15 protein-coding genes are annotated in these 20,514 nt (G+C 59.9%); 9 read left to right on the top strand and 6 right to left on the bottom strand.

The window, feature by feature from the left end; all coding sequences use genetic code 11:
* Window positions 1-22 precede the first annotated feature (22 nt).
* The 4 genes from aceK to POF45_RS23880 all read left to right on the top strand — a co-directional run bounded on the left by aceK (window position 23) and on the right by POF45_RS23880 (window position 8,602).
* A complete protein-coding gene (gene aceK, locus POF45_RS23865) occupies window positions 23-1,744 on the top strand; it encodes a bifunctional isocitrate dehydrogenase kinase/phosphatase (protein ID WP_259500519.1) in 1,722 nt (573 codons plus the stop codon).
* Window positions 1,745-2,024: 280 nt separating this feature from the next.
* On the top strand, window positions 2,025-5,936 hold the full coding sequence (gene hrpA, locus POF45_RS23870; RefSeq protein WP_282316918.1) for an ATP-dependent RNA helicase HrpA: 3,912 nt from the start codon (window positions 2,025-2,027) through the stop codon (window positions 5,934-5,936).
* Window positions 5,937-6,211: 275 nt separating this feature from the next.
* The gene (locus POF45_RS23875; RefSeq protein WP_282316919.1) at window positions 6,212-7,333 is read left to right on the top strand and encodes a beta-ketoacyl-ACP synthase III; all 1,122 of its coding nucleotides are present in this window, start codon (window positions 6,212-6,214) and stop codon (window positions 7,331-7,333) included.
* A gap of 144 nt (window positions 7,334-7,477) precedes the next feature.
* Window positions 7,478-8,602 (top strand): GNAT family N-acetyltransferase, encoded by a 1,125-nt coding sequence (locus tag POF45_RS23880; RefSeq protein WP_259500526.1) that lies wholly within the window; start codon window positions 7,478-7,480, stop codon window positions 8,600-8,602.
* Window positions 8,603-9,285: 683 nt separating this feature from the next.
* On the opposite strand, the gene POF45_RS23885 is transcribed toward POF45_RS23880, so the two are convergent.
* The 4 genes from POF45_RS23885 to POF45_RS23900 form a co-directional block, all read right to left on the bottom strand.
* On the bottom strand, window positions 9,286-11,118 hold the full coding sequence (locus POF45_RS23885; protein WP_259500528.1) for an ABC transporter ATP-binding protein: 1,833 nt from the start codon (window positions 11,116-11,118) through the stop codon (window positions 9,286-9,288).
* 86 nt (window positions 11,119-11,204) lie between these two features.
* Window positions 11,205-11,771 (bottom strand): peptidylprolyl isomerase, encoded by a 567-nt coding sequence (locus POF45_RS23890; RefSeq protein ID WP_282316920.1) that lies wholly within the window; start codon window positions 11,769-11,771, stop codon window positions 11,205-11,207.
* Window positions 11,772-11,774: 3 nt separating this feature from the next.
* Complete coding sequence (locus POF45_RS23895; RefSeq protein WP_282316921.1) at window positions 11,775-12,578, bottom strand: alpha/beta fold hydrolase; 804 nt, start codon at window positions 12,576-12,578, stop codon at window positions 11,775-11,777.
* 14 nt (window positions 12,579-12,592) lie between these two features.
* Entirely contained in the window at window positions 12,593-13,516 is a 924-nt protein-coding gene (locus POF45_RS23900; RefSeq protein ID WP_259500535.1) for a PA3225 family LysR-type transcriptional regulator, read from the bottom strand.
* A 49-nt stretch (window positions 13,517-13,565) separates the two neighbouring features.
* Between POF45_RS23900 and POF45_RS23905 the strand changes: the two genes are divergently transcribed.
* The 3 genes from POF45_RS23905 (at window position 13,566) to POF45_RS23915 (ending at window position 15,781) form a co-directional block, all read left to right on the top strand.
* Complete coding sequence (locus POF45_RS23905; protein ID WP_259500537.1) at window positions 13,566-13,880, top strand: 3-phosphoglycerate kinase; 315 nt, start codon at window positions 13,566-13,568, stop codon at window positions 13,878-13,880.
* Window positions 13,881-14,030: 150 nt separating this feature from the next.
* Complete coding sequence (locus POF45_RS23910; protein ID WP_259500539.1) at window positions 14,031-14,630, top strand: FMN-dependent NADH-azoreductase; 600 nt, start codon at window positions 14,031-14,033, stop codon at window positions 14,628-14,630.
* Between the two features lie 284 nt (window positions 14,631-14,914).
* The gene (locus POF45_RS23915) at window positions 14,915-15,781 is read left to right on the top strand and encodes a carboxylate/amino acid/amine transporter (RefSeq protein ID WP_282316922.1); all 867 of its coding nucleotides are present in this window, start codon (window positions 14,915-14,917) and stop codon (window positions 15,779-15,781) included.
* Window positions 15,782-15,800: 19 nt separating this feature from the next.
* Here the strand turns inward: POF45_RS23915 and POF45_RS23920 are convergent, their stop codons facing one another.
* A complete protein-coding gene (locus tag POF45_RS23920) occupies window positions 15,801-16,688 on the bottom strand; it encodes a LysR family transcriptional regulator (protein ID WP_259500542.1) in 888 nt (295 codons plus the stop codon).
* A 160-nt stretch (window positions 16,689-16,848) separates the two neighbouring features.
* Here POF45_RS23920 and POF45_RS23925 point away from each other — a divergent pair, with 160 nt between their 5' ends.
* Window positions 16,849-17,493 (top strand): hydrolase, encoded by a 645-nt coding sequence (locus tag POF45_RS23925; RefSeq protein WP_259500545.1) that lies wholly within the window; start codon window positions 16,849-16,851, stop codon window positions 17,491-17,493.
* Between the two features lie 129 nt (window positions 17,494-17,622).
* On the opposite strand, the gene POF45_RS23930 is transcribed toward POF45_RS23925, so the two are convergent.
* Entirely contained in the window at window positions 17,623-18,921 is a 1,299-nt protein-coding gene (locus POF45_RS23930; RefSeq protein ID WP_259500547.1) for a mechanosensitive ion channel family protein, read from the bottom strand.
* Window positions 18,922-19,113: 192 nt separating this feature from the next.
* Between POF45_RS23930 and POF45_RS23935 the strand changes: the two genes are divergently transcribed.
* The gene (locus POF45_RS23935; RefSeq protein WP_259500549.1) at window positions 19,114-20,460 is read left to right on the top strand and encodes a DEAD/DEAH box helicase; all 1,347 of its coding nucleotides are present in this window, start codon (window positions 19,114-19,116) and stop codon (window positions 20,458-20,460) included.
* Window positions 20,461-20,514 lie beyond the last annotated feature (54 nt).

Consider the following 20,514-nt stretch of genomic DNA (forward strand, 5'->3'; position numbering starts at 1 on the left):
GAATTCCCGCAGAGGTCTCACCATGCCGCAGCATTGGCCCGCCGCCGACATCGCCCGAATGATCCTTGACGGCTTTGACGACTACCGTGAGCATTTCCGGCAGATCACCGACGGCGCACGGGCGCGGTTCGAGCAGGCTCGGTGGCAGGAGGCGCAAGTGGCCTCGGCGGCGCGGATCAACCTGTACGAAGAAAAAGTCGGCGAAACCGTGGAGCGACTACGGGCCTCTTTCGACCAGGACGCGTTGATGGACGCCGGTTGCTGGCCGCTGGTCAAGAGCGCTTACATCACCCTGATTGACCTGCGCTTCGACGATGAACTGTCCGAGACCTGGTACAACTCGATCTTCTGCGGGCTGTTCAGCCACGACCTGATCAGCGACGGCTGCATGTTCATCCATACCACCCGGCCAAGTCTGCGCCGGGCTCGCGCCGCACAAACCCGCCTCTATAAGCCTCAGGGGCACTTGTCCGAGATGTTGGCGAGTGTTTTTGCCGATTACCGTTTCAGCGAGGACTACGCCGATCTGGCCGGCGATCTGCGCCGCCTCGAAGCGCAATTGCGCGAGAACCTCCCGGACTGGGTCTGCAAGGACCCGCAACTGAGCGTCGAACTGTTTTCCTCGGTGCTGTACCGCAACAAGGGCGCGTACCTTGTTGGGCGCATCTACACCCAGGACGAGCAATGGCCGCTGGTGATTCCGCTGCTGCATCGGGAGGGACGCGGCATCCAGATTGATGCGCTGATCACCGACGAAGCCGACGTGTCGATCATCTTCTCTTTCACCCGTTCGTACTTCATGGTGGACGTGCCGGTGCCGGCGGAGTTTGTCGGCTTTCTCAAGCGCATCCTGCCGGGCAAACACATTGCCGAGCTGTACACCTCGATCGGCTTCTACAAACACGGGAAATCCGAGTTCTACCGGGCGCTGATCAATCACCTGGCCAATACCGACGACCAGTTCATCATGGCGCCGGGCGTGCGTGGCATGGTCATGAGCGTGTTCACCCTGCCGGGTTTCAACACCGTGTTCAAGATCATCAAGGACCGCTTCTCGCCGTCTAAAAACGTTGACCGGGCGACGGTGATCGAAAAATACCGGCTGGTGAAAAGCGTCGACCGGGTCGGGCGCATGGCCGATACCCAGGAGTTCGCCGACTTCCGTTTCCCCTTGAGCAAGTTCGCCCCGGCGTGTCTGGAAGAGTTGCTGGAAGTGGCACCGTCCACGGTCTCGGTTGAAGGCGACACGGTGCTGATTCGCCACTGCTGGACCGAGCGGCGCATGACCCCGCTCAACCTCTACCTGGAAAACGCCAACGATGCCCAGGTTCGCGAGGCGCTGGAAGACTATGGCCTGGCGATCAAGCAACTGGCGGCGGCGAATATTTTTCCCGGCGACATGCTGTTGAAAAACTTCGGCGTTACCCGGCATGGGCGTGTGGTGTTTTACGACTACGACGAAATCTGTTTCCTGACCGAGGCCAACTTCCGCCACATCCCGCAGCCACGCACGCCGGAGGACGAAATGGCGTCCGAGCCGTGGTACTCGATCGGGCCGCACGATGTGTTCCCCGAGGAGTTTCCGCCGTTTCTGTTTGCCGATGCGGGGCAGCGGCGGCTGTTCGATCAGTTGCACGGCGAGTTGTACAACGCCGATTACTGGAAGGGCTTGCAGGAAGCGATTCTGGCGGGGAAGGTGATCGATGTGTTTCCGTACCGGCGCAAGGGCCTGGATAACGAATAGCCTTCAGCGATTGCTGCGCAATCATTCGCGAGCAAGCTCGCTCCCACATTTGATCGTGAACCCCTTGTGGCGAGGGAGCTTGCCCCCGTTGGGTCGCGAAGCGGCCCCCAAAACCATCCACCACGGTGTTCCAGATAGGCCGCGATGACTGGATTGCGACTGCTGCGCAGCCGAATGGGGATGAATCCCCTTGCCATAAAAGCAGGTTGCATTCGTCGCCATACACCCAAATCTGCGACAATCCGCCCCCTGCGCCACTAGACGACTTATTGCGTACCTGATGACTGACGAATCGCCTTCCATCGACAAACTGCTGAAAAACCTCGATCACGCCATGCTCGCCGACCGCCACCGGCTGCGGCGCCAGTTGCTTGAGCTGCGCAAGAAACCCGACGAAGCCAAGCTGGCCCAGTGGGTGGCGCGCATGCAGGCGTCCTGTGATCAGGTGCTGGCGCGGCGCGCCAGCCTGCCGGTGATTCGTTACGACGACAGCTTGCCCATCGCCGCCAAGCGTGACGAAATCAAAGCGGCGCTGCTCAAGCATCAGGTGCTGATCATTGCTGGCGAAACCGGTTCGGGTAAAACCACCCAGTTGCCGAAGATCTGCCTGGAAATCGGTCGCGGCCAACACGGCCTGATTGGCCACACCCAGCCCCGTCGAATCGCCGCGCGCAGCGTTGCCAGCCGGGTCGCCGAAGAGCTGGCCACGCCGTTGGGCGCACTGGTCGGTTATCAGGTGCGGTTCGAGGATCAGAGCGATTCCAACACCCTGATCAAGCTGATGACCGACGGCATCCTGCTGGCGGAAACCCAGAACGACCGCTACCTCGAACGCTACGACACGATCATCGTCGACGAAGCCCACGAACGCAGCCTGAACATCGACTTCCTGCTCGGTTACCTGAAAACCCTGCTGCCGCGCCGCCCGGACCTGAAAGTCATCATCACCTCGGCGACCATCGACCTGGAGCGCTTCTCCAAACACTTCGATGACGCACCGATTGTCGAAGTCTCGGGCCGCACGTTCCCGGTGGAGACCTGGTATCGCCCGCTGACGCTTGAGCAGGACGAAGAGGGCAACCGCGTCGAGGACGACCTGACCGTGGATCAGGCGATCCTCGCCACCCTCGACGAAATCGCCGCGTTTGAACGCAGCGAACGCAAGAGCCCCGGCGACGTGCTGGTGTTCCTGCCCGGTGAGCGCGAGATCCGCGACGCCGCCGACATGCTGCGCAAGGCCCAGCTCAAACACACCGAAATCCTGCCGCTGTACGCCCGGTTGTCGCCAGCGGAACAGCAGCGGATTTTCCAGTCGCACCCAGGCCGTCGCGTGGTGTTGGCAACCAACGTTGCCGAAACTTCGCTGACCGTGCCGGGCATCCGTTACGTGATCGACAGCGGCACCGCGCGCATCAGCCGTTACAGCTACCGCGCCAAGGTCCAGCGCCTGCCCATCGAAGCGATTTCCCAGGCCAGCGCCAACCAGCGTAAAGGCCGTTGTGGACGGGTCGAGCCGGGTATTTGCATCCGCCTGTACAGCGAAGAGGACTTCATCGGTCGTCCGGAATTTACCGATCCGGAAATCCTGCGCACCAACCTCGCGGCGGTGATCTTGCAGATGCTGCATCTGCGGCTCGGCGAGATCACTGATTTCCCGTTTATCGAACCGCCAGACGGCAAGGCCATCAGCGACGGTTTCAACCTGCTGCAAGAGCTGTCGGCAGTCGACCGCAACAGCCAGTTGACCCCGCTCGGCCGCCAGCTGGCGCGCCTGCCGGTGGACCCGCGCATGGGCCGCATGCTGCTGGAAGCGGCCAAGCTGGGCAGCTTGCAAGAAGTACTGATCGTCGCCAGCGCGATGTCGATTCAGGACCCGCGCGAGCGCCCACCGGAGCGTCAGCAAGCCGCCGATCAAGCTCACGCACAATGGAAAGACGTCGACTCGGACTTCGCCGGGCTGGTCAATCTGTGGCGTGGTTTTGAAGAGCAGCGCCAGGCGTTGACCGCCAGCCCGCTGCGTAACTGGTGCCGCAGGAACTTCCTCAATTACCTGCGTTTGCGCGAATGGCGCGACTCTCACCGCCAGTTGAGCCTGATCTGCCGCGACATGCAGTTGAGCCTCAACAAAGAGCCGGCGGACTATCCGAAACTGCACAAAGCGGTGCTGTCGGGTTTGCTCAGCCAGATCGGCCAGAAAACCGAAGACGGCGACTACCTCGGCGCGCGTCAGCGACGTTTCTGGATTCACCCTTCGTCGGGGCTGGGCAAGAAGCGTCCGCAGTGGCTGATGGCGGCTGAATTGGTGGAAACCACCAAGCTCTATGCGCGCATGGTGGCCAAGATCGACGCCGACTGGATCGAGCCGCTGGCGGGGCACCTGATCAAGAAAAACCACTTCGAACCGCATTGGGAGAAGAAGCGCGGGCAGGTGGTGGCGTTCGAGCAGATCACCTTGTTCGGCCTGATCGTGGTCGGCCGTCGACCGGTGCATTACGGCCCGATCGACCCGCTGGTGTCTCGTGAGTTGTTCATTCGCGAAGGCCTGGTGCGCGGTGAAATCCAGTCGAAAGCAAAGTGCCTGACGGCTAATCAGCAACTGCTGGAACAGCTCGACGAACTGGAAGCCAAGGCCCGACGTCGCGACATTCTGGCGGACGAAGAAACCCTGTTCGCCTTCTACGATGCGCGGCTGCCAGCGGAGATTCACCAGACTGCGACTTTCGACAGCTGGTATCGGGTCCACAGCCAGAAAGATCCGCAACTGCTGATCATGCGCGAAGAAGACGTGTTGGCCCGCGAGGCCAGTGAAGTCACCGCCCTGCATTACCCGGACACCCTGCACATCGGCGATCTGGAGCTGGCGCTCAGTTATCACTTCGAGCCCAACCACCCACGAGACGGCGTGACCTTGCGCGTGCCGGCGCCGCTGTTGCCGATGCTGCCCCCGGAGCGCCTGGAATGGCTGGTGCCGGGTGTCATCGAGGCCAAGTGCATCGCGCTGGTGCGCAACCTGCCCAAGGCCCTGCGCAAAAACTTCGTGCCGGTGCCGGATTTTGTCAAAGCTGCCTTGCAGCGCACGACTTTTGCCGAGGGCTCGTTGCCTCAGGCGCTGGGTCGCGAGTTGCTGCGCATGACCGGTGCGCGGGTCAGCGATGAAGCCTGGGCGGAAGCGGCGCAGCAGGTCGATAGCCATTTGCGCATGAACCTGGAAATCGTCGACGGTCAGGGCAAATTCCTGGGTGAAGGGCGTGATCTGGCCGAGTTGACGGCGCGTTTTGCCGAAGCCAGTCAAGCCGCTTTGGCCGTGCCGCAAACCGCGAAAAACCAGCAACCGGTAGAGCCGAAAGTCTTTGCTGCCGTGGCCGAGAAGACTCAGCAGAAGATCGCCGGGCTGTCGATGACGGTGTACCCGGCGCTGGTGGAAGACGCCGGTACGGTCAAGGAAGGGCGGTTCTCCACCCCAGCCGAAGCCGAGTTCCAGCATCGCCGCGCCTTGCAGCGTCTGTTGATGCAGCAACTGGCGGAGCCGGCAAAATTCCTGCGCGGCAAATTGCCGGGGCTGACCGAACTGGGCTTGATGTACCGCGAACTGGGGCGCATCGATGCGCTGGTGGAAGACATTCTGCTGGCCAGCCTCGACGCCTGCATTCTCGACGGCGAAGACCCATTACCCCGCGACGGTGCCGGGTTGGCATCGCTGGCCGAACGCAAGCGCGGCGGCTGGACCGAGCATGCCGAGCGCCTGGCGAAACTGACGCTGGAGATTCTCAAGCTCTGGCACGGTCTGCAAAAACGCTTCAAGGGCAAGATCGATCTGGCGCAAGCGGTCGCGCTGAACGACATCAAGCAGCAGCTCAGTCACCTGGTGTATCCGGGGTTTGTGCGGGAAACACCGATGCAGTGGCTCAAGGAGTTGCCGCGTTACCTGAAAGCAGTCGAACAGCGCTTCGAGAAAATCGGCGCCCAGGTGCAGAGGGACCGGGTCTGGAGCGGCGAGTTATCCGGTCTCTGGACGCAATACCAGACCCGCGCCAGCAAACACGCCCAGGAAGGCAAGCGCGACCCGCAGTTGGAGCTGTACCGCTGGTGGCTTGAGGAATACCGCGTATCGCTGTTCGCCCAGCAACTGGGGACCAAGGTGCCAATCTCCGACAAACGCCTGAACAAGCAATGGACGCAAGTCGAGCCTTGACCCTTGCGGGAGCGAGATTTTGTGGCGAGGGGGGTTGCCCTCTCGCCACACCAGTCCCCACAGGTATGCCGTTGCTCTTGCAAAAGGGGCCAAACGCCAGCGTTTATGGCAAACTTCGCGCCTATAAACGCCGGCCCCGGTTTTTGAGCCTTCACAGCCCCGGGCGGATCGGAATAAAGCGATGCCCGGTTGGCTTCCCCTGACGGGAAACGAGCCTTTGTGTGTTGGTACGTCGGTGCCAACGCTTTCTGCCTGAACAGATCAGAGAAACGACCATGCATAATGTCGTCATCAGCGGCACCGGCCTGTACACCCCGGCCAACAGCATTTCCAACGAAGAGCTGGTGCAGTCTTTCAATACCTATGTCGCGCAATTCAACGCCGACAATGCCGATGCTATCGCGCGCGGTGAAGTCGAGGCGTTGACCGAGTCCAACGCGGCGTTTATCGAAAAAGCCTCTGGCATCAAGAGCCGCTTTGTCATGGACAAGGACGGCATTCTCGATCCGGCGCGAATGGCGCCACGCCTGCCCGAGCGCTCGAACGACGAATGGTCGGTACTCTGCCAGATGGCCATTGGCGCCGCCGAGCAAGCCTTGCAGCGCGCCGGCAAGACCGCCGCGGATATCGATGGCGTGATCGTCGCCTGCTCCAATCTGCAACGTGCCTACCCGGCCATCGCCATCGAAGTCCAGGAAGCCCTGGGCATTCAGGGTTTCGGTTTTGACATGAACGTCGCCTGTTCGTCGGCGACCTTCGGCATCCAGGCTGCCAGCAACAGCGTGCAACTGGGCCAGGCCCGGGCGATCCTGATGGTCAACCCGGAAGTCTGCACCGGTCACCTGAACTTCCGTGACCGCGACAGCCATTTCATCTTCGGCGACGCGGCCACTGCCGTGATCATCGAACGTGCCGATCTGGCAACGTCCAAACACCAGTTCGACATTGTCAGTACCAAACTGCTGACCAAGTTCTCCAACAACATCCGCAACAACTTCGGCTTCCTCAACCGAGCGGCGGAAGAGGGCATCGGCTCCAAAGACAAACTGTTCGTGCAGGAAGGCCGCAAGGTGTTTCGTGACGTGTGCCCGATGGTGGCAGAGTTGATCAGCGTGCATCTGGAAGAGAACCAGCTGAACATCAGCGACGTGAAGCGCTTCTGGCTGCACCAGGCCAACCTCAGCATGAACCACCTGATCGTCAAGAAACTGCTGGGCCGCGAAGCCACCGAAGTGGAAGCCCCGGTGATTCTCGACACCTACGCCAACACCAGTTCCGCAGGTTCGGTGATTGCGTTTCACACGTATCAGGATGATCTTGAGTCGGGCTCGCTGGCTGTACTCAGCTCGTTCGGTGCCGGGTATTCGATTGGTAGTGTGATTCTGCGCAAGCGTTGAGTCGTATGGGTGTTCAGGGCATAGGGGGTGAGAGGGTAAGTCTTCTCACCGCCATGGTGAGCCGGGCGATTCACGGCGAGTGTGGAAAGCATGGCGATCAGCGATACTCGCCGAGCTGTTGCGCATAAAAGTCGGGAGTCATCGATGCCGTTGCAACGTCTGCACAGTCTGTCCGAAATCGCCGCGCCCGCGTGGGACGCATTGGTGCCTGACAGTCAGCCATTTCTGCGCCATGCCTTCCTCCGCACGCTGGAGGACAGCGGCAGCCTCGGGCCTCATTCCGGCTGGCAACCCGAGCATTTGTTGCACATCGAAGGTGATCAACTGCTGGCGGCGCTGCCGAGTTATCGCAAATGGCATTCCTATGGCGAGTACGTGTTCGATCACGCCTGGGCCGACGCCTGTGAGCGCGCCGGCATCGATTACTACCCCAAACTGCTGACTGCCGTGCCGTTCAGTCCGGTCAGCGGGCCGCGCTTGTTGGCGGCCCGTGTCGAGGACGGTTTTGAGTTGCTGAAAAGCCTGCCGGGCTATCTGGAGATCGAAGCACTCTCCAGTGCCCACATCAACTTCACCGATCCCTTTACCGATGCCGCGCTGGCCGAGCAACCGGGCTGGTTGCAGCGCATTGGCTGTCAGTACCACTGGCAGAACCGTGGTTATCGCGACTTTCAGGATTTCCTCGACGTTCTCAGTTCGCGCAAGCGCAAGCAGATGCGCAAGGAGCGCGAGCAAGTGGCGGGGCAGGGGATCGAGTTCGAGTGGCTTGAAGGTGCACAACTGACCCAGGCGCAGTGGGATTTTGTCTACGCCTGTTATGCCAACACCTATGCGATACGTCGGCAGACGCCGTACCTGACACGAGAATTCTTCAGCCTGCTGGCCGAGCGCATGCCCGAGTCGATTCGCGTGGTACTGGCCAAGCAGGGCTCCCGGCCGGTGGCCATGGCGTTCAGCCTGGTCGGTGGCGACAGTTTTTACGGTCGTTACTGGGGCTGCCTGGCGGAGTTCGACCGGCTGCATTTCGAGACCTGTTTCTATCAGGGCATGGATTACGCCATCACTAACGGCTTGCAGCGTTTCGACGCGGGTGCGCAGGGTGAACACAAGCTGATTCGCGGCTTTGAGCCGGTGATTACCCATTCGTGGCACTACCTTCGCCATCCCGGTTTGAAAGCCGCCGTGAAGGACTTCCTGAAACAGGAACGCGTCGGGGTGTTGGCGTATGCGCAGGAAGCGAAGCAGGCGTTACCTTATCGGCAGGATTGATGGGACTTTCCAGGCTGTATTGGCTTGTTTTCGGAGCGGCCCCAAGTGTGAAATAAAAAACCGGCTCCTATAGGTGTAGGAACCGGTGTTTTAGAAGGCTTATACATGAGTAAATGTATTGAAGTTGTCCTGAGGGGTTTTATATTTGCCACTGTTTTTCAAGGCTGACTTCTGGCGTGCAGGGTGCAATGTGTTAGTTGATGCATGTACGTTGAGTGGGGCTCCAGGTAGTGCTGGGAGGGCATTTTGGTATTGTGGGTATATATATCGCCATATGCTGCAGCGGGCCGGTCTGGAAGGCAGGGACGATGTCCTCGGCAAATACCGCTCCCTGAAAGAATCCAATATTTATCAATAGGCTGATAGCCAGGATTTTCCTGAACATGATTATTCTCCGTGATGGATGCGTTGTATTGAACGTCCTGTTCAATAGTCGCTATGTTAGCAACAGCTTTTAATCTGGGCTATTTGATGTTTGCGACTGTTTGTGTGGGTTTGTTTTGAAGTGTGTTTTTTCGCAAGTTGATTATTTGGCAATAAGAAGGTCTGTCTGATTAAACGACAGCAGTCTATGAGCGCAGTTGGATTGGGCATGAAAAAACCGCCAGTGCCCGTGGCTAAGGGGCGGTGGCGGTTTTTTGCAAGCAGATGATCCCACAGGGGGAATGGGTTGATCTGGCAATCTAGTCGATGCCGACAAACCCACCCGTCTGATGCTGCCACAACCGCGCATACAAGCCGCCGTGGGCCAATAGCTCGGCATGGGTGCCGGTTTCGGCGATCTTGCCGTTTTCCAGCACCACCAGCCGGTCCATGCGTGCAATGGTCGAGAGCCGGTGGGCGATGGCGATTACGGTCTTGCCTTGCATCAGGGTTTCAAGACTCTCCTGGATCGCCGCTTCCACTTCCGAATCCAGCGCCGACGTCGCCTCGTCCATGATCAGGATTGGCGCGTCCTTGAGCAGCACCCGTGCAATCGCGATGCGTTGGCGCTGACCACCGGAAAGTTTCACCCCGCGCTCGCCCACATGGGCATCGAAACCGGTACGGCCTTCGGCGTCCGAGAGCAACGGGATGAACTCGTCGGCCCGGGCTTTGTGCACCGCTTCCCAGAGTTCGGCGTCAGTGGCGTCCGGCTTGCCGTACAGCAGGTTGTCGCGGATCGAACGGTGCAGCAGCGACGTGTCCTGGGTGATCATGCCGATACGTTCGCGCAGGCTTTCCTGGCCGACCTCGGCGATGTTCTGGCCGTCGATGACAATCCGTCCGCCTTCCACGTCATAGAGGCGCAGCAGCAGGTTGACCAGGGTCGATTTGCCGGCGCCGGACGGCCCGATCAAACCGATTTTTTCGCCGGGTTTGATGGTCAGGTTGAGGTCGCCGATGATGCCTTTCTTCTTGCCGTAGTGGAAATCCACGTGCTCGAAACGCACTTCGCCACGGGCCACGGCCAGCGGTTTGGCCTGCTCACGGTCGGTGACGCTGACCGGTTGGGCGATGGTCTTCAGACCGTCTTGCACCATGCCGATATTTTCGAAAATGCCGGTGACCACCCACATGATCCAGCCGGACATGTTGACGATGCGGATCACCAGGCCGGTGGCCAGGGCAATCGCGCCCACCGAGATCAGCGACTGTGTCCACAACCACAGGGCCAGGCCGGTGGTGCCGACGATCAGCAAGCCGTTCATGCTGGTGATGGCCACGTCCATGCTGGTGACCACGCGCCCGGCCAGTTGGGCTTTTTTCGTTTGTTCTTCGATGGCTTCGCGGGCGTACTGCTGTTCGAAGTTGGTGTGGGCGAACAGCTTCAGCGTGGTGATGTTGGTGTAGCCATCGACGATCCGTCCCATGAGTTTGGAGCGCGCGTCGGAAGACGCCACCGAGCGATCCTTGACCCTTGGCACGAAGTAATACAGCGCGCCGATGAAGGCCGCGATCCAGGTCAGCAACGGGATCATCAGGCGCCAGTCGGCTTCGGCGAACAGCACCAGCGAACTGATGGCGTAGATCAGCACATGCCACAGCGCATCCACCGCTTGCACGGCGGAGTCGCGCAGGGAGTTGCCGGTCTGGATGATGCGCTGGGCGATACGCCCGGCGAAGTCATTCTGGAAAAAACTCAGGCTCTGTTTGAGCACGCGGCGGTGGTTTTGCCAGAGGATCATGCTGGTCATGCCGGGACTGAGCGTCTGGTGCACCAGCAGGTCGTGCAGGCCGAGGAAGATCGGGCGCAGCGCCAGCGCCACCACGGCCATCCAGGTCAGCTCGAGGGCGTGTTCCTGAAAGAAATTGACGTTCGGCGTGCCTTGCGCCAGATCGATGATGCGGCTCAGGTAACTGAACAGCGCCACTTCGATCAGCGCACCGATCAGGCCGACCACCAGCAGGGCGGCGAAACTCGGCCAGACCTGCTTCAGATAATAGGTATAGAAGGGCAGAACCCGATCCGGAGGAGCCGCCGTCGGTGCGTCGCGGAAAATGTCGATCAGTTGTTCAAAACGGCGATAAAGCATCTGTTCTCCGCCCCGGTTCGGGACTCTCCTTTAAACAGTGTGAGCGGCGCCGGATTGCGACGACCGCTCAAAACGACCCGATTGACTTAGTCGATGCGCTTGGCCGACTTGATGAATACAGGGTCGGCAGGTACGTCACCCATGCCACCACGGGTTGTGGTTTTCGAGTTGACGATGATGTCCACAACGTCCATGCCTTTCACGACTTTACCGAATACGGCATAGCCGTCACCGCTGTCGAGGAAGTCGTTGTCCTTGACGTTGACGAAGAACTGGCTGGTGGCCGAATCCGGGTCCGAAGTACGGGCCATGGACAGGGTGCCACGGACGTTATGCAGGCCGTTTTTGGACTCGTTCTTGATTGGTGCCTCGGTCGGCTTTTGCTGCATCGATTGGGTGAAACCGCCGCCCTGGATCATGAAACCCGGAATCACGCGGTGGAAAATCGTGTTGTTGTAGAAGCCGCTGTCCACGTACTTGAGGAAGTTCGCGGTGCTTTTTGGCGCCTTGACCGGGTCCAGTTCGATTTCGATCACGCCGTTGGTGGTGACCAGTTCTACGTGCGGTGCCTTCGCCGGAGCGGCAGGCGTGGCAGCCATCAGGTTGGCGGCAAACAGCACGGAGCCGGCGACGAGGGCGATTTTTTTCAGCATGGGTCAGTGATCCTGAGTAGTGGTGTCGACTGCGGTGAGAAACTCGAGCAGCGTTTGGTTGAAGCGTTCCGGTTGGTCCAGCGGCGTGGCGTGGCGCGAGTCGGCGATCACCACCAGCCGCGCATCGGGCAACAGTTTTACATAGGTTTCTTTCAGCGTGACCGGTGTGTAGTCATGATCGGCGCTGACGATCAGGGTTGGACAGGACACTCTGGAAAGTCGTTCCTGAACCCCCCAGCCAACAATGGCATCGAAGCTGGCGAGATAAGCATGTTTGTCGTTTTTTGCCCAGCGTTCGGCGATCTTTTGTCGCAGATCAGCTTGCTCCGGTTTGGGGAACAGGTTACGCCCAAGTGCCTTGCCGATGGTGGCCAGGCTGAGAACACGCATCAGGCTCCAGCGCTTGAACCACTGCCAGTAGTCGTCCGGCTTGCGCAGTTTGACCTCCGGCGCGCTGTTGACGATGCACAGGCTTTTGAGCAGTTGCGGCTGATCGGTTGCCAGCTGGAAACCGATCATGCCACCCATGGACAGCCCCACGTAGTGCGTCGGGCCGAGTTTCAGGTGTTCGATCAGGGCGACCAGATCGGCACTGAACCCGGCGATGCTGTAACGCTCGCGGGGTTTGTCCGAGCGACCGTGGCCGCGCACGTCCGGTACGATCACCCGGTAACGGGCTGACAGTGCCGGGATCTGTTTCTCCCAGTCCAGGGTGCTCGAGCCGAGGCCGTGAATCAGCAATAGCGGTGTGCCATGGCCGTATTCCTCATAGTGCAGGTTGCAACTTTCATGTTCGAAATACGCCATGCATACACTCCGTGTCAGGCTTGTTCAGGGGCGGCGAACGGCGCATCCAGCGGCGCGGTGTCGAAGGTGCGGAGCAGTTCGATGAGGATTTGCGTTGCCGGGCCCAGGGGTTTGTCCTTGTTTGAATACAGATAGAAACTCGGGTTGCGGCTGCCACCCTGGTCCAACGGTAGCAGCTTGAGCGTGCCTTCCCTGAGTTCCCGTTCGATCATGTGCCGAGGCAGCCAGGCAAACCCCAGGCCACTGCCGACAAAGGTCGCGGCGGTGGCCAGGCTGCCGACGGTCCAGCGCTGTTCGGCGCCGAGCCAGCCGACGTCCCGTGGCTGCTGACGGCCGGAGTCGCGGATCACCACTTGCATCTGGCTCTCCAGGTCCTGGAAGTTGATTTCGCGGTTGAGGCGATGCAGGGCATGTTCGGGGTGGGCGACCGCGACGAACTCGACGTCACTCAGTTCCGCGCCCAGGTATCCGGGGATGCTCAAACCGGTGATCGCCAGGTCGGCCACGCCTTCAAGCAGGACTTCCTCGACCCCCGACAGCACTTCCTCGCGCAGACGCACCCGGCACCCACGGCTTTGCGGCATGAACGCGGTGAGGGCGCGCACGAGGCGGGCGCTCGGGTAGGCCGCATCGACCACCAGCCGCACTTCCGCTTCCCAGCCTTGCTCCATATGGTGGGCCAGGTCTTCCAGTTGGCTGGCCTGTTTCACCAGTTGCCGCGAGCGACGCAGCAGCACGCCACCGGCCTCGGTCAGCACCGCCTTGCGGCCATCGATGCGCAACAGCGGCACGCCGAGCTGGTCCTGCATGCGCGCCACGGTGTAACTCACCGACGATTGCGAGCGGTGCAACGCTTCGGCGGCCTGGGCGAAACCACCGTGATCGACCACGGCCTGTAATGTTCGCCATTGATCAAGGGTCACGCGGGGCGCTTTCATGAACAGCTCCTCTTGTCCTAAGCTGACAGTCCTTAATGGAGACTGCCGAATGAAAAAGTTTTGTTGTGTAGTGCTGGCGATGCTGCCGTTGACTGCGTTTGCGTATCCGATCGATGTTCAGAAGACACTCAATGGCTTGAGCATCGACTACAACACCGACGACACCGATAGCGACATCGCCTCCATTCAGGTCAACAACTTCGGCACGACCGATGCGATCTGCAAGGTGGTGTTCAACAATGGCCCGGAAGCGCCGCGCACCCGTAGGGTCGAGGTGCCGGCCGGCAAACACAGCTATGCCACCGCCAAGTTCACCCGAACGATTATCAAGATGCGTATCGACCTGACCTGCGAACCAAAATGACCTTCAGCGGAGCAAACCTTCAGGGCGTGCTCCGCTTATAAACAAATTTATCGATCTTTTATAGCAGTTATTTGCGCTTTTTCATCGATATAACTCTGTTTAACCTTCACTCCATCGACCTACAGCATTCTCAGATGGAGGCTACATCCCATGTCACGCGTTCTGATCATCGAAAGCAGTGCCCGTCAGCAAGACTCGGTTTCCCGCCAACTGACCCAGACCTTCATCAGCCAGTGGAAAACTGCCCACCCAGCTGATCAGATTACCGTTCGTGACCTGGCTCTCAACCCGGTGCCGCACCTGGACATCAATCTGCTGGGCGGCTGGATGAAGCCCGTCGAACAACGCAATGACATCGAACAGGCCTCGCTGGATCGCTCCAACCAGTTGACCGACGAGTTGCTGGCCGCCGACGTGCTGGTGATGGCGGCGCCCATGTACAACTTCGCCATCCCGAGCACCCTCAAAGCCTGGCTCGACCATGTGCTACGTGCCGGTGTGACCTTCAAGTACACCGACACCGGCCCCCAAGGCCTGCTCAATGACAAGCGCGCCTATGTACTGACCGCTCGCGGCGGGATCTACGCCGGTGGCCCGGCGGACCATCAGGAACCGTACCTGCGTCAGGTCATGGGCTTTATCGGCATCCACGACGTGACGTTCATCCATGCCGAGGGCATGAACCTGGGCGGCGATTTCCAGGAGAAAGGCCTGAACCAGGCGAACGCCAAGCTCTCGCAGGTGGCTTGAGGCTTTAATCGCCAGATAATCCCTTGATGTTCAAGTGACCTGGCGCAACCCCTTCAAGGCTCTACGCGCATCGAACCTCCCTTTGCACTTGTTGCTCCTGAGTGCTGTAGCCCGATTGAACGCTTTAGCGAGATCGGGCTTTTTTTTGCCCGCGATTTGGTAGGCGACGCAAGAAACCCTGTGGGAGCGAGCCTGCTCGCTCCCACAATGGATTTGTGGTGTATGACTGTTCGCGGTATCAGGCAAAACCCGCTATCGTCGCCGCCATTCGAAACGAGGCGAGCATGGGCTATCTACTTTTTGTCACGCTGATTCAGGCGTTTTCCTTCAGTTTGATCGGCGAGTACCTGGCCGGGCATGTCGACAGTTACTTCGCGGTGCTGGTGCGGGTGCTGCTGGCGGGGCTGGTGTTTATTCCGTTGACGCGCTGGCGTTCGGTGGAGCCGGCATTCATGCGCGGCATGCTGCTGATCGGCGCGTTGCAGTTCGGCGTCACCTACGTGTGTCTGTACCTGAGCTTCCGGGTGCTGACGGTGCCGGAAGTGCTGCTGTTCACCATCCTCACCCCCTTGCACGTGACCCTGATCGAAGACGCACTGAACCGGCGCTTCAATCCCTGGGCATTGGTTGCGGCGCTGGTGGCGGTGGCTGGCGCGGCAGTGATTCGCTATGACCGGATCAACCCGGACTTCTTCATGGGTTTCCTGCTGCTGCAACTGGCCAACTTCACCTACGCCGCCGGGCAGGTGCTCTATAAGCATCTGGTGGCCCGCCATCCGAGCAATCTGCCGCACTACCGGCGCTTCGGTTATTTCTACCTGGGCGCATTGGCGGTGGCGTTGCCGGCCTTCCTGTTGTTCGGCAAACAGAACTTCCTGCCCGAAGCACCGCTGCAATGGGGCGTGCTGCTGTTCCTCGGACTGGTTTCGACCGCGCTGGGTCTGTACTGGTGGAACAAGGGTGCGTGCATGGTCAATGGCGGCACGCTGGCAGTGATGAACAACCTGCATGTGCCTGTCGGGTTGCTGATCAATCTGCTGATCTGGAATCAGCATGAAGAACTGGGGCGGTTGTTCCTGGGCGGGTCAGTGATTTTGCTGGCGGTGTGGATCAGTCGGTTGGGTGTACGCCGAGCTACCGCTGCCCATTAATTCCTGTGGGAGGGCTGTGTTACTTGGGCGCCAACTGCGTCACCAGAAAATCGATGAACGTGCGGGTCTTCTGCGGCACCCGGCGTGATGACGGATAAACCGCATTGATGCTGATCGCCGGCGCCTGCCATTCGCACAGCAGCGGCAGCAGCCGGCCCGCCGCCAGCGCGTCATCGACAATGAAGTCCGGCAGCAGCGCGATGCCCATGCCGGCCTCGGCCGCCTGCGCCAGCAAGTCGCCGTTGTTGGCGTGCAACGGCCCGGTGACGTTGACCCGTTGCGTCTCCTTGCCATTGCACAACTGCAGGCTGACGCCGCTCTGCAGATACCCGTAATTGAGGCACTGGTGCTGACGCAAATCCTGCGGCGTCTGCGGCGTGCCCGCGCGCGCCAGGTAAGCGGGGGAGGCCACCATGATGCGCGGCGCCGGTGCCAGTTGCCGGGCAATCATCGTTGAGTCCGGCAGGCTGGCGATGCGGATGGTCACGTCGAAACCGCCGCGTACCGGGTCCACTTGCTGGTCGCTGAGCACCAGTTGCAACTCGATGTTCGGGTGCTGTTCATGGAACAGCGGAATCAGCGGCCCCAGCCGGCGCAGCCCAAACGACATCGGCGCGTTCACCCGCAAAACTCCCCGCAACTCCCCGATGCCGTTACGGGCACGCTGCTCCGCCTCGTCCAGCGACGCCAGCACTTCGCGCGCCGCGTCGAAATACTCGGCGCCAGCCTCGGTCAGGTGCAGGCTGCGGGTGGTGCGCTGCAGCAACTGCACGCCGATGGCTTCTTCCAGCGCCTGAATCTGTTTGCTGACTTTCGAGCGCGGCACATCCATGGCCCGGGCTGCCGCGGCAAAGCCGTTCTCGCCGACCGTGACGACAAACGCACGCATGCATTCGATGCGATCCATGATTGTCCCTGTTTTAGAATCAATGATTCTCGATTTTAGGTAATTGTCCCTTTTTATTCCAGCCCTTAAAGTTACTTCCAAGCCGCCAGCAACGCCTCAGAAGGCAACCGGTGACTCACCCATTACTCATTGAATACCTCGACATCAAAAGGAACTCGCCATGTCTATCCGTGAACTGCTCAACCCTACCAACTCCACCCTGATCCTGATCGACCACCAGCCGCAAATGTCGTTCGGCGTGCAATCGATCGACCGCCAGACCCTGAAGAACAACACCGTGGCCCTGGCCAAGACGGCGAAGATCTTCAACGTGCCGACCATCCTCACGTCGGTGGAAACCGAAAGTTTCAGCGGTTACATCTGGCCGGAATTGTTGGGTGTGTTCCCGGACCATCAGCCGATCGAACGCACCTCGATGAACTCCTGGGAAGACAAGGCGCTGGTCGCCGCCGTGAAAGCCACAGGCCGCAAGAAACTGATCATGGCCGCGCTGTGGACTGAGGTCTGCCTGAACTTCCCGGCACTCGAAGCGTTGGCCGAAGGCTATGAGGTGTACATCGTCACCGACGCTTCCGGTGGCACCACCAAAGAAGCCCACGACATGTCGATCCAACGGATGATTCAGGCGGGCGCCGTGCCGGTGACCTGGCAGCAAGTGTTGCTCGAATACCAGCGCGACTGGGCTCACAAGGAAACCTATGACGCCGTGATGGAGCTGGTGCGCGAACACAGCGGCGCGTACGGCATGGGCGTGGATTACGCCTACACCATGGTGCACAAGGCACCGCAACGGCAGGTCAAGTAACCCGGAGTCTGAAGTCGATCAAACCTGTGGGAGCGAGCCTGCTCGCGAAGGCGGTCTGTCAGTTGATATCAATACTGACTGATACGGCCCCTTCGCGAGCAGGCTCGCTCCCACAAGTGTTTATCGGTGCTACATGATGTGTTTCTGGGGTTCGGGAATATGGCTCGCCCCCAGCATCGCCGGCAGCAAACCGGCCCGCAAATCCCCGCCACTCGGTTGCTGATACAGGCTCAAGCCAAACTCCGGCAACACCGCCAGCAGGTAATCGAAAATATCCCCCTGAATCCGCTCGTAATCGACCCAGGCCGTGGTCCGGGTGAAGCAATAGATTTCCAGTGGGATACCTTGGGCAGTGGTCTGCATCTGGCGGACCATGCAGGTCATGTTCGGCTGTATTTCCGGATGACTTTTCAGATACGCCAAGGCATAAGCGCGAAAAGTGCCGAGGTTGGTCATGCGCCGACGATTGGCCGACATCACCGCAACATTGCCCTGGGCTTCGTTCCAGGCCTTGAGTTCGGCTTGTTTACGGTTCATGTAGTCGGTCAGCAGGTGCACCTGCGACAGCTTCAGCTCTTCGTCATCACGCAGGAAACGCACCCCGCTGGCATCAATGAACAGGCTGCGCTTGATCCGTCGGCCACCGGACTGCTGCATGCCGCGCCAGTTCTTGAACGACTCGGACATCAGGCGCCAGGTCGGGATCGAAACAATCGTCTTGTCGAAATTTTGCACCTTGACCGTGTGCAGCGTGATGTCCACCACGTCACCGTCGGCGCCCACTTGCGGCATTTCGATCCAGTCGCCGACCCGCAACATGTCGTTGCTGGTCAGTTGCACGCTGGCGACGAACGACAGCAGGGTGTCCTTGTAGACCAAGATAATCACCGCCGACATTGCCCCCAGACCTGATAGCAGCAACAACGGCGAACGGTCGATCAACGTGGCAACGATGATGATCGCGCCGAGCACGTACAAGACCATTTTCGTCAGTTGCACGTAGCCCTTGATCGAGCGGGTGCGGGCGTGTTCGGTTCGGGCATAGATGTCCAGCAGGGCGTTGAGCAGGGCACCAGCCGCCAGCAGCAGGAACAGGATGGTGAACGCCAGCGCCACGTTGCCGAGGAAGATCAGGCTGGTCTTGCTCAGGTCCGGCACCAGGTACAGGCCGAACTGGATCACCAGCGACGGCGTCATCTGTGCCAGGCGGTGAAACACCTTGTTGTGGCGCAGGTCGTTGACCCAATGCAGTGCCGGTTGGCGGCCGAGCATTTTGGTGCCGTGAATAATCAGGTAACGCGCCACTCGTCCGAGCGCCAGCGCAATGACCAGTAACAGGATCAGCGCCAGGCTCGAATGCAGCAGAGGGTGCTGGTCGAGAGCGCCCCAGAGGTCTTGAATGTTGAGCCAGAGCTTTTTCATATCCATGGGTAAAACGATTCTTCTTTGGAATGCGACAGGGCGATTAGAGCATTTAAGACGCTTCGTATTACCCCTGGAGACAAATCAGGCAACAAAAAAGCCACTGTTTACTGTCGTTTGCATAAAGAAACTCGGCCTTCGCGCTCGAAACCGTTACCCTATGCAGCTGTTTTTTTGTATTTCTTCGAGGTAGCACCCGTGTTTTCCCAATTCGCCCTGCACGAACGCCTGCTCAAAGCCGTGGCCGAGCTTAAATTTGTCGAGCCAACGCCTGTGCAAGCAGCGGCCATTCCGCTGGCGCTCCAGGGGCGTGACCTGCGGGTGACAGCGCAAACCGGCAGCGGCAAAACCGCCGCCTTCGTTTTGCCGATCCTCAACCGTCTGATCGGCCCGGCCAAAGTCCGCGTCAGCATCAAGACCCTGATCCTGCTGCCGACCCGCGAGCTGGCCCAGCAGACCATCAAGGAAGTCGAGCGCTTCGCCCAGTTCACGTTCATCAAGTCCGGCCTGATCACCGGCGGTGAAGACTTCAAGGTCCAGGCCGCCATGCTGCGCAAGGTGCCGGACATCCTGATCGGTACGCCGGGACGAATGATCGAGCAACTGAACGCCGGCAACCTGGACTTGAAAGAAGTCGAAGTGCTGGTCCTCGACGAAGCCGACCGCATGCTCGACATGGGCTTTGCCGATGACGTGCAGCGTCTGGTGGCCGAGTGCACCAACCGTCAGCAGACCATGCTGTTCTCCGCCACTACCGGCGGTTCGGGGCTGCGCGACATGGTGGCCAAGGTGCTGAACAACCCTGAGCACCTGCAGGTCAACAACGTCAGCGACCTCAACGCGACGACCCGTCAGCAGATCATCACCGCTGACCACAACCAGCACAAAGAACAGATCGTCAACTGGCTGCTGGCCAACGAGACATACCAGAAGGCCATCGTGTTCACCAACACCCGGGCCATGGCCGACCGTATCTACGGCCGTCTGGTTGCGCAGGAATACAAGGCGTTCGTGCTGCACGGCGAGAAAGACCAGAAGGACCGCAAACTGGCCATCGACCGCCTGAAGCAGGGCGGAGTGAAAATCCTGGTTGCCACCGACGTTGCCGCTCGCGGCCTGGACGTGGAAGGCCTGGACCTGGTGATCAACTTCGACATGCCACGCAGCGGCGACGAATACGTTCACCGTATCGGTCGTACCGGGCGTGCCGGCAACGAAGGCCTGGCGATCTCGCTGATCTGCCACGGCGACTGGAACCTGATGTCGAGCATCGAGCGCTACCTCAAGCAGAGCTTCGAGCGCCGCACCATCAAGGAAGTCAAAGGCGTCTACGGCGGACCGAAAAAGGTCAAGGCCTCGGGTAAAGCCGTCGGCGTGAAGAAGAAAAAAGTCGACGCCAAAGGCGAGAAGAAAAAGACCGGCGCCAAGGCACCGACCAAACGCAAGATCGCCAACCGGCCGAAGACCGACGCGCTGTCGCTGGTCAGCAAGGACGGCATGGCGCCGCTCAAGCGCCGCAAGCCAGAAGCGCCTGCTGCTGAATAAGCAGTAACAGCGAGCCAATAAAAAAACCCGGACACTGTCCGGGTTTTTTTTTTT

The sequence above is a fragment of the Pseudomonas fungipugnans genome, from assembly GCF_029955235.1.
GTDB classification, from domain to species: Bacteria; Pseudomonadota; Gammaproteobacteria; order Pseudomonadales; family Pseudomonadaceae; genus Aquipseudomonas; species Aquipseudomonas fungipugnans.

Bases quoted from the DNA above. Each gene is read 5' to 3' on its own strand.
- POF45_RS23900 (WP_259500535.1), bottom strand. From the start codon at position 13,516: ATGAAAGCGCCCCGCGTGACCCTTGATCAATGGCGAACATTACAGGCC.
- aceK (WP_259500519.1), top strand. From the start codon at position 23: ATGCCGCAGCATTGGCCCGCCGCCGACATCGCCCGAATGATCCTTGAC.
- POF45_RS23880 (WP_259500526.1), top strand. From the start codon at position 7,478: ATGCCGTTGCAACGTCTGCACAGTCTGTCCGAAATCGCCGCGCCCGCG.
- POF45_RS23915 (WP_282316922.1), top strand. From the start codon at position 14,915: ATGGGCTATCTACTTTTTGTCACGCTGATTCAGGCGTTTTCCTTCAGT.
- POF45_RS23920 (WP_259500542.1), bottom strand. From the start codon at position 16,688: ATGGATCGCATCGAATGCATGCGTGCGTTTGTCGTCACGGTCGGCGAG.
- POF45_RS23925 (WP_259500545.1), top strand. From the start codon at position 16,849: ATGTCTATCCGTGAACTGCTCAACCCTACCAACTCCACCCTGATCCTG.
- POF45_RS23905 (WP_259500537.1), top strand. From the start codon at position 13,566: ATGAAAAAGTTTTGTTGTGTAGTGCTGGCGATGCTGCCGTTGACTGCG.
- POF45_RS23885 (WP_259500528.1), bottom strand. From the start codon at position 11,118: ATGCTTTATCGCCGTTTTGAACAACTGATCGACATTTTCCGCGACGCA.
- POF45_RS23910 (WP_259500539.1), top strand. From the start codon at position 14,031: ATGTCACGCGTTCTGATCATCGAAAGCAGTGCCCGTCAGCAAGACTCG.
- POF45_RS23930 (WP_259500547.1), bottom strand. From the start codon at position 18,921: ATGGATATGAAAAAGCTCTGGCTCAACATTCAAGACCTCTGGGGCGCT.
- POF45_RS23895 (WP_282316921.1), bottom strand. From the start codon at position 12,578: ATGGCGTATTTCGAACATGAAAGTTGCAACCTGCACTATGAGGAATAC.
- POF45_RS23890 (WP_282316920.1), bottom strand. From the start codon at position 11,771: ATGCTGAAAAAAATCGCCCTCGTCGCCGGCTCCGTGCTGTTTGCCGCC.
- hrpA (WP_282316918.1), top strand. From the start codon at position 2,025: ATGACTGACGAATCGCCTTCCATCGACAAACTGCTGAAAAACCTCGAT.
- POF45_RS23875 (WP_282316919.1), top strand. From the start codon at position 6,212: ATGCATAATGTCGTCATCAGCGGCACCGGCCTGTACACCCCGGCCAAC.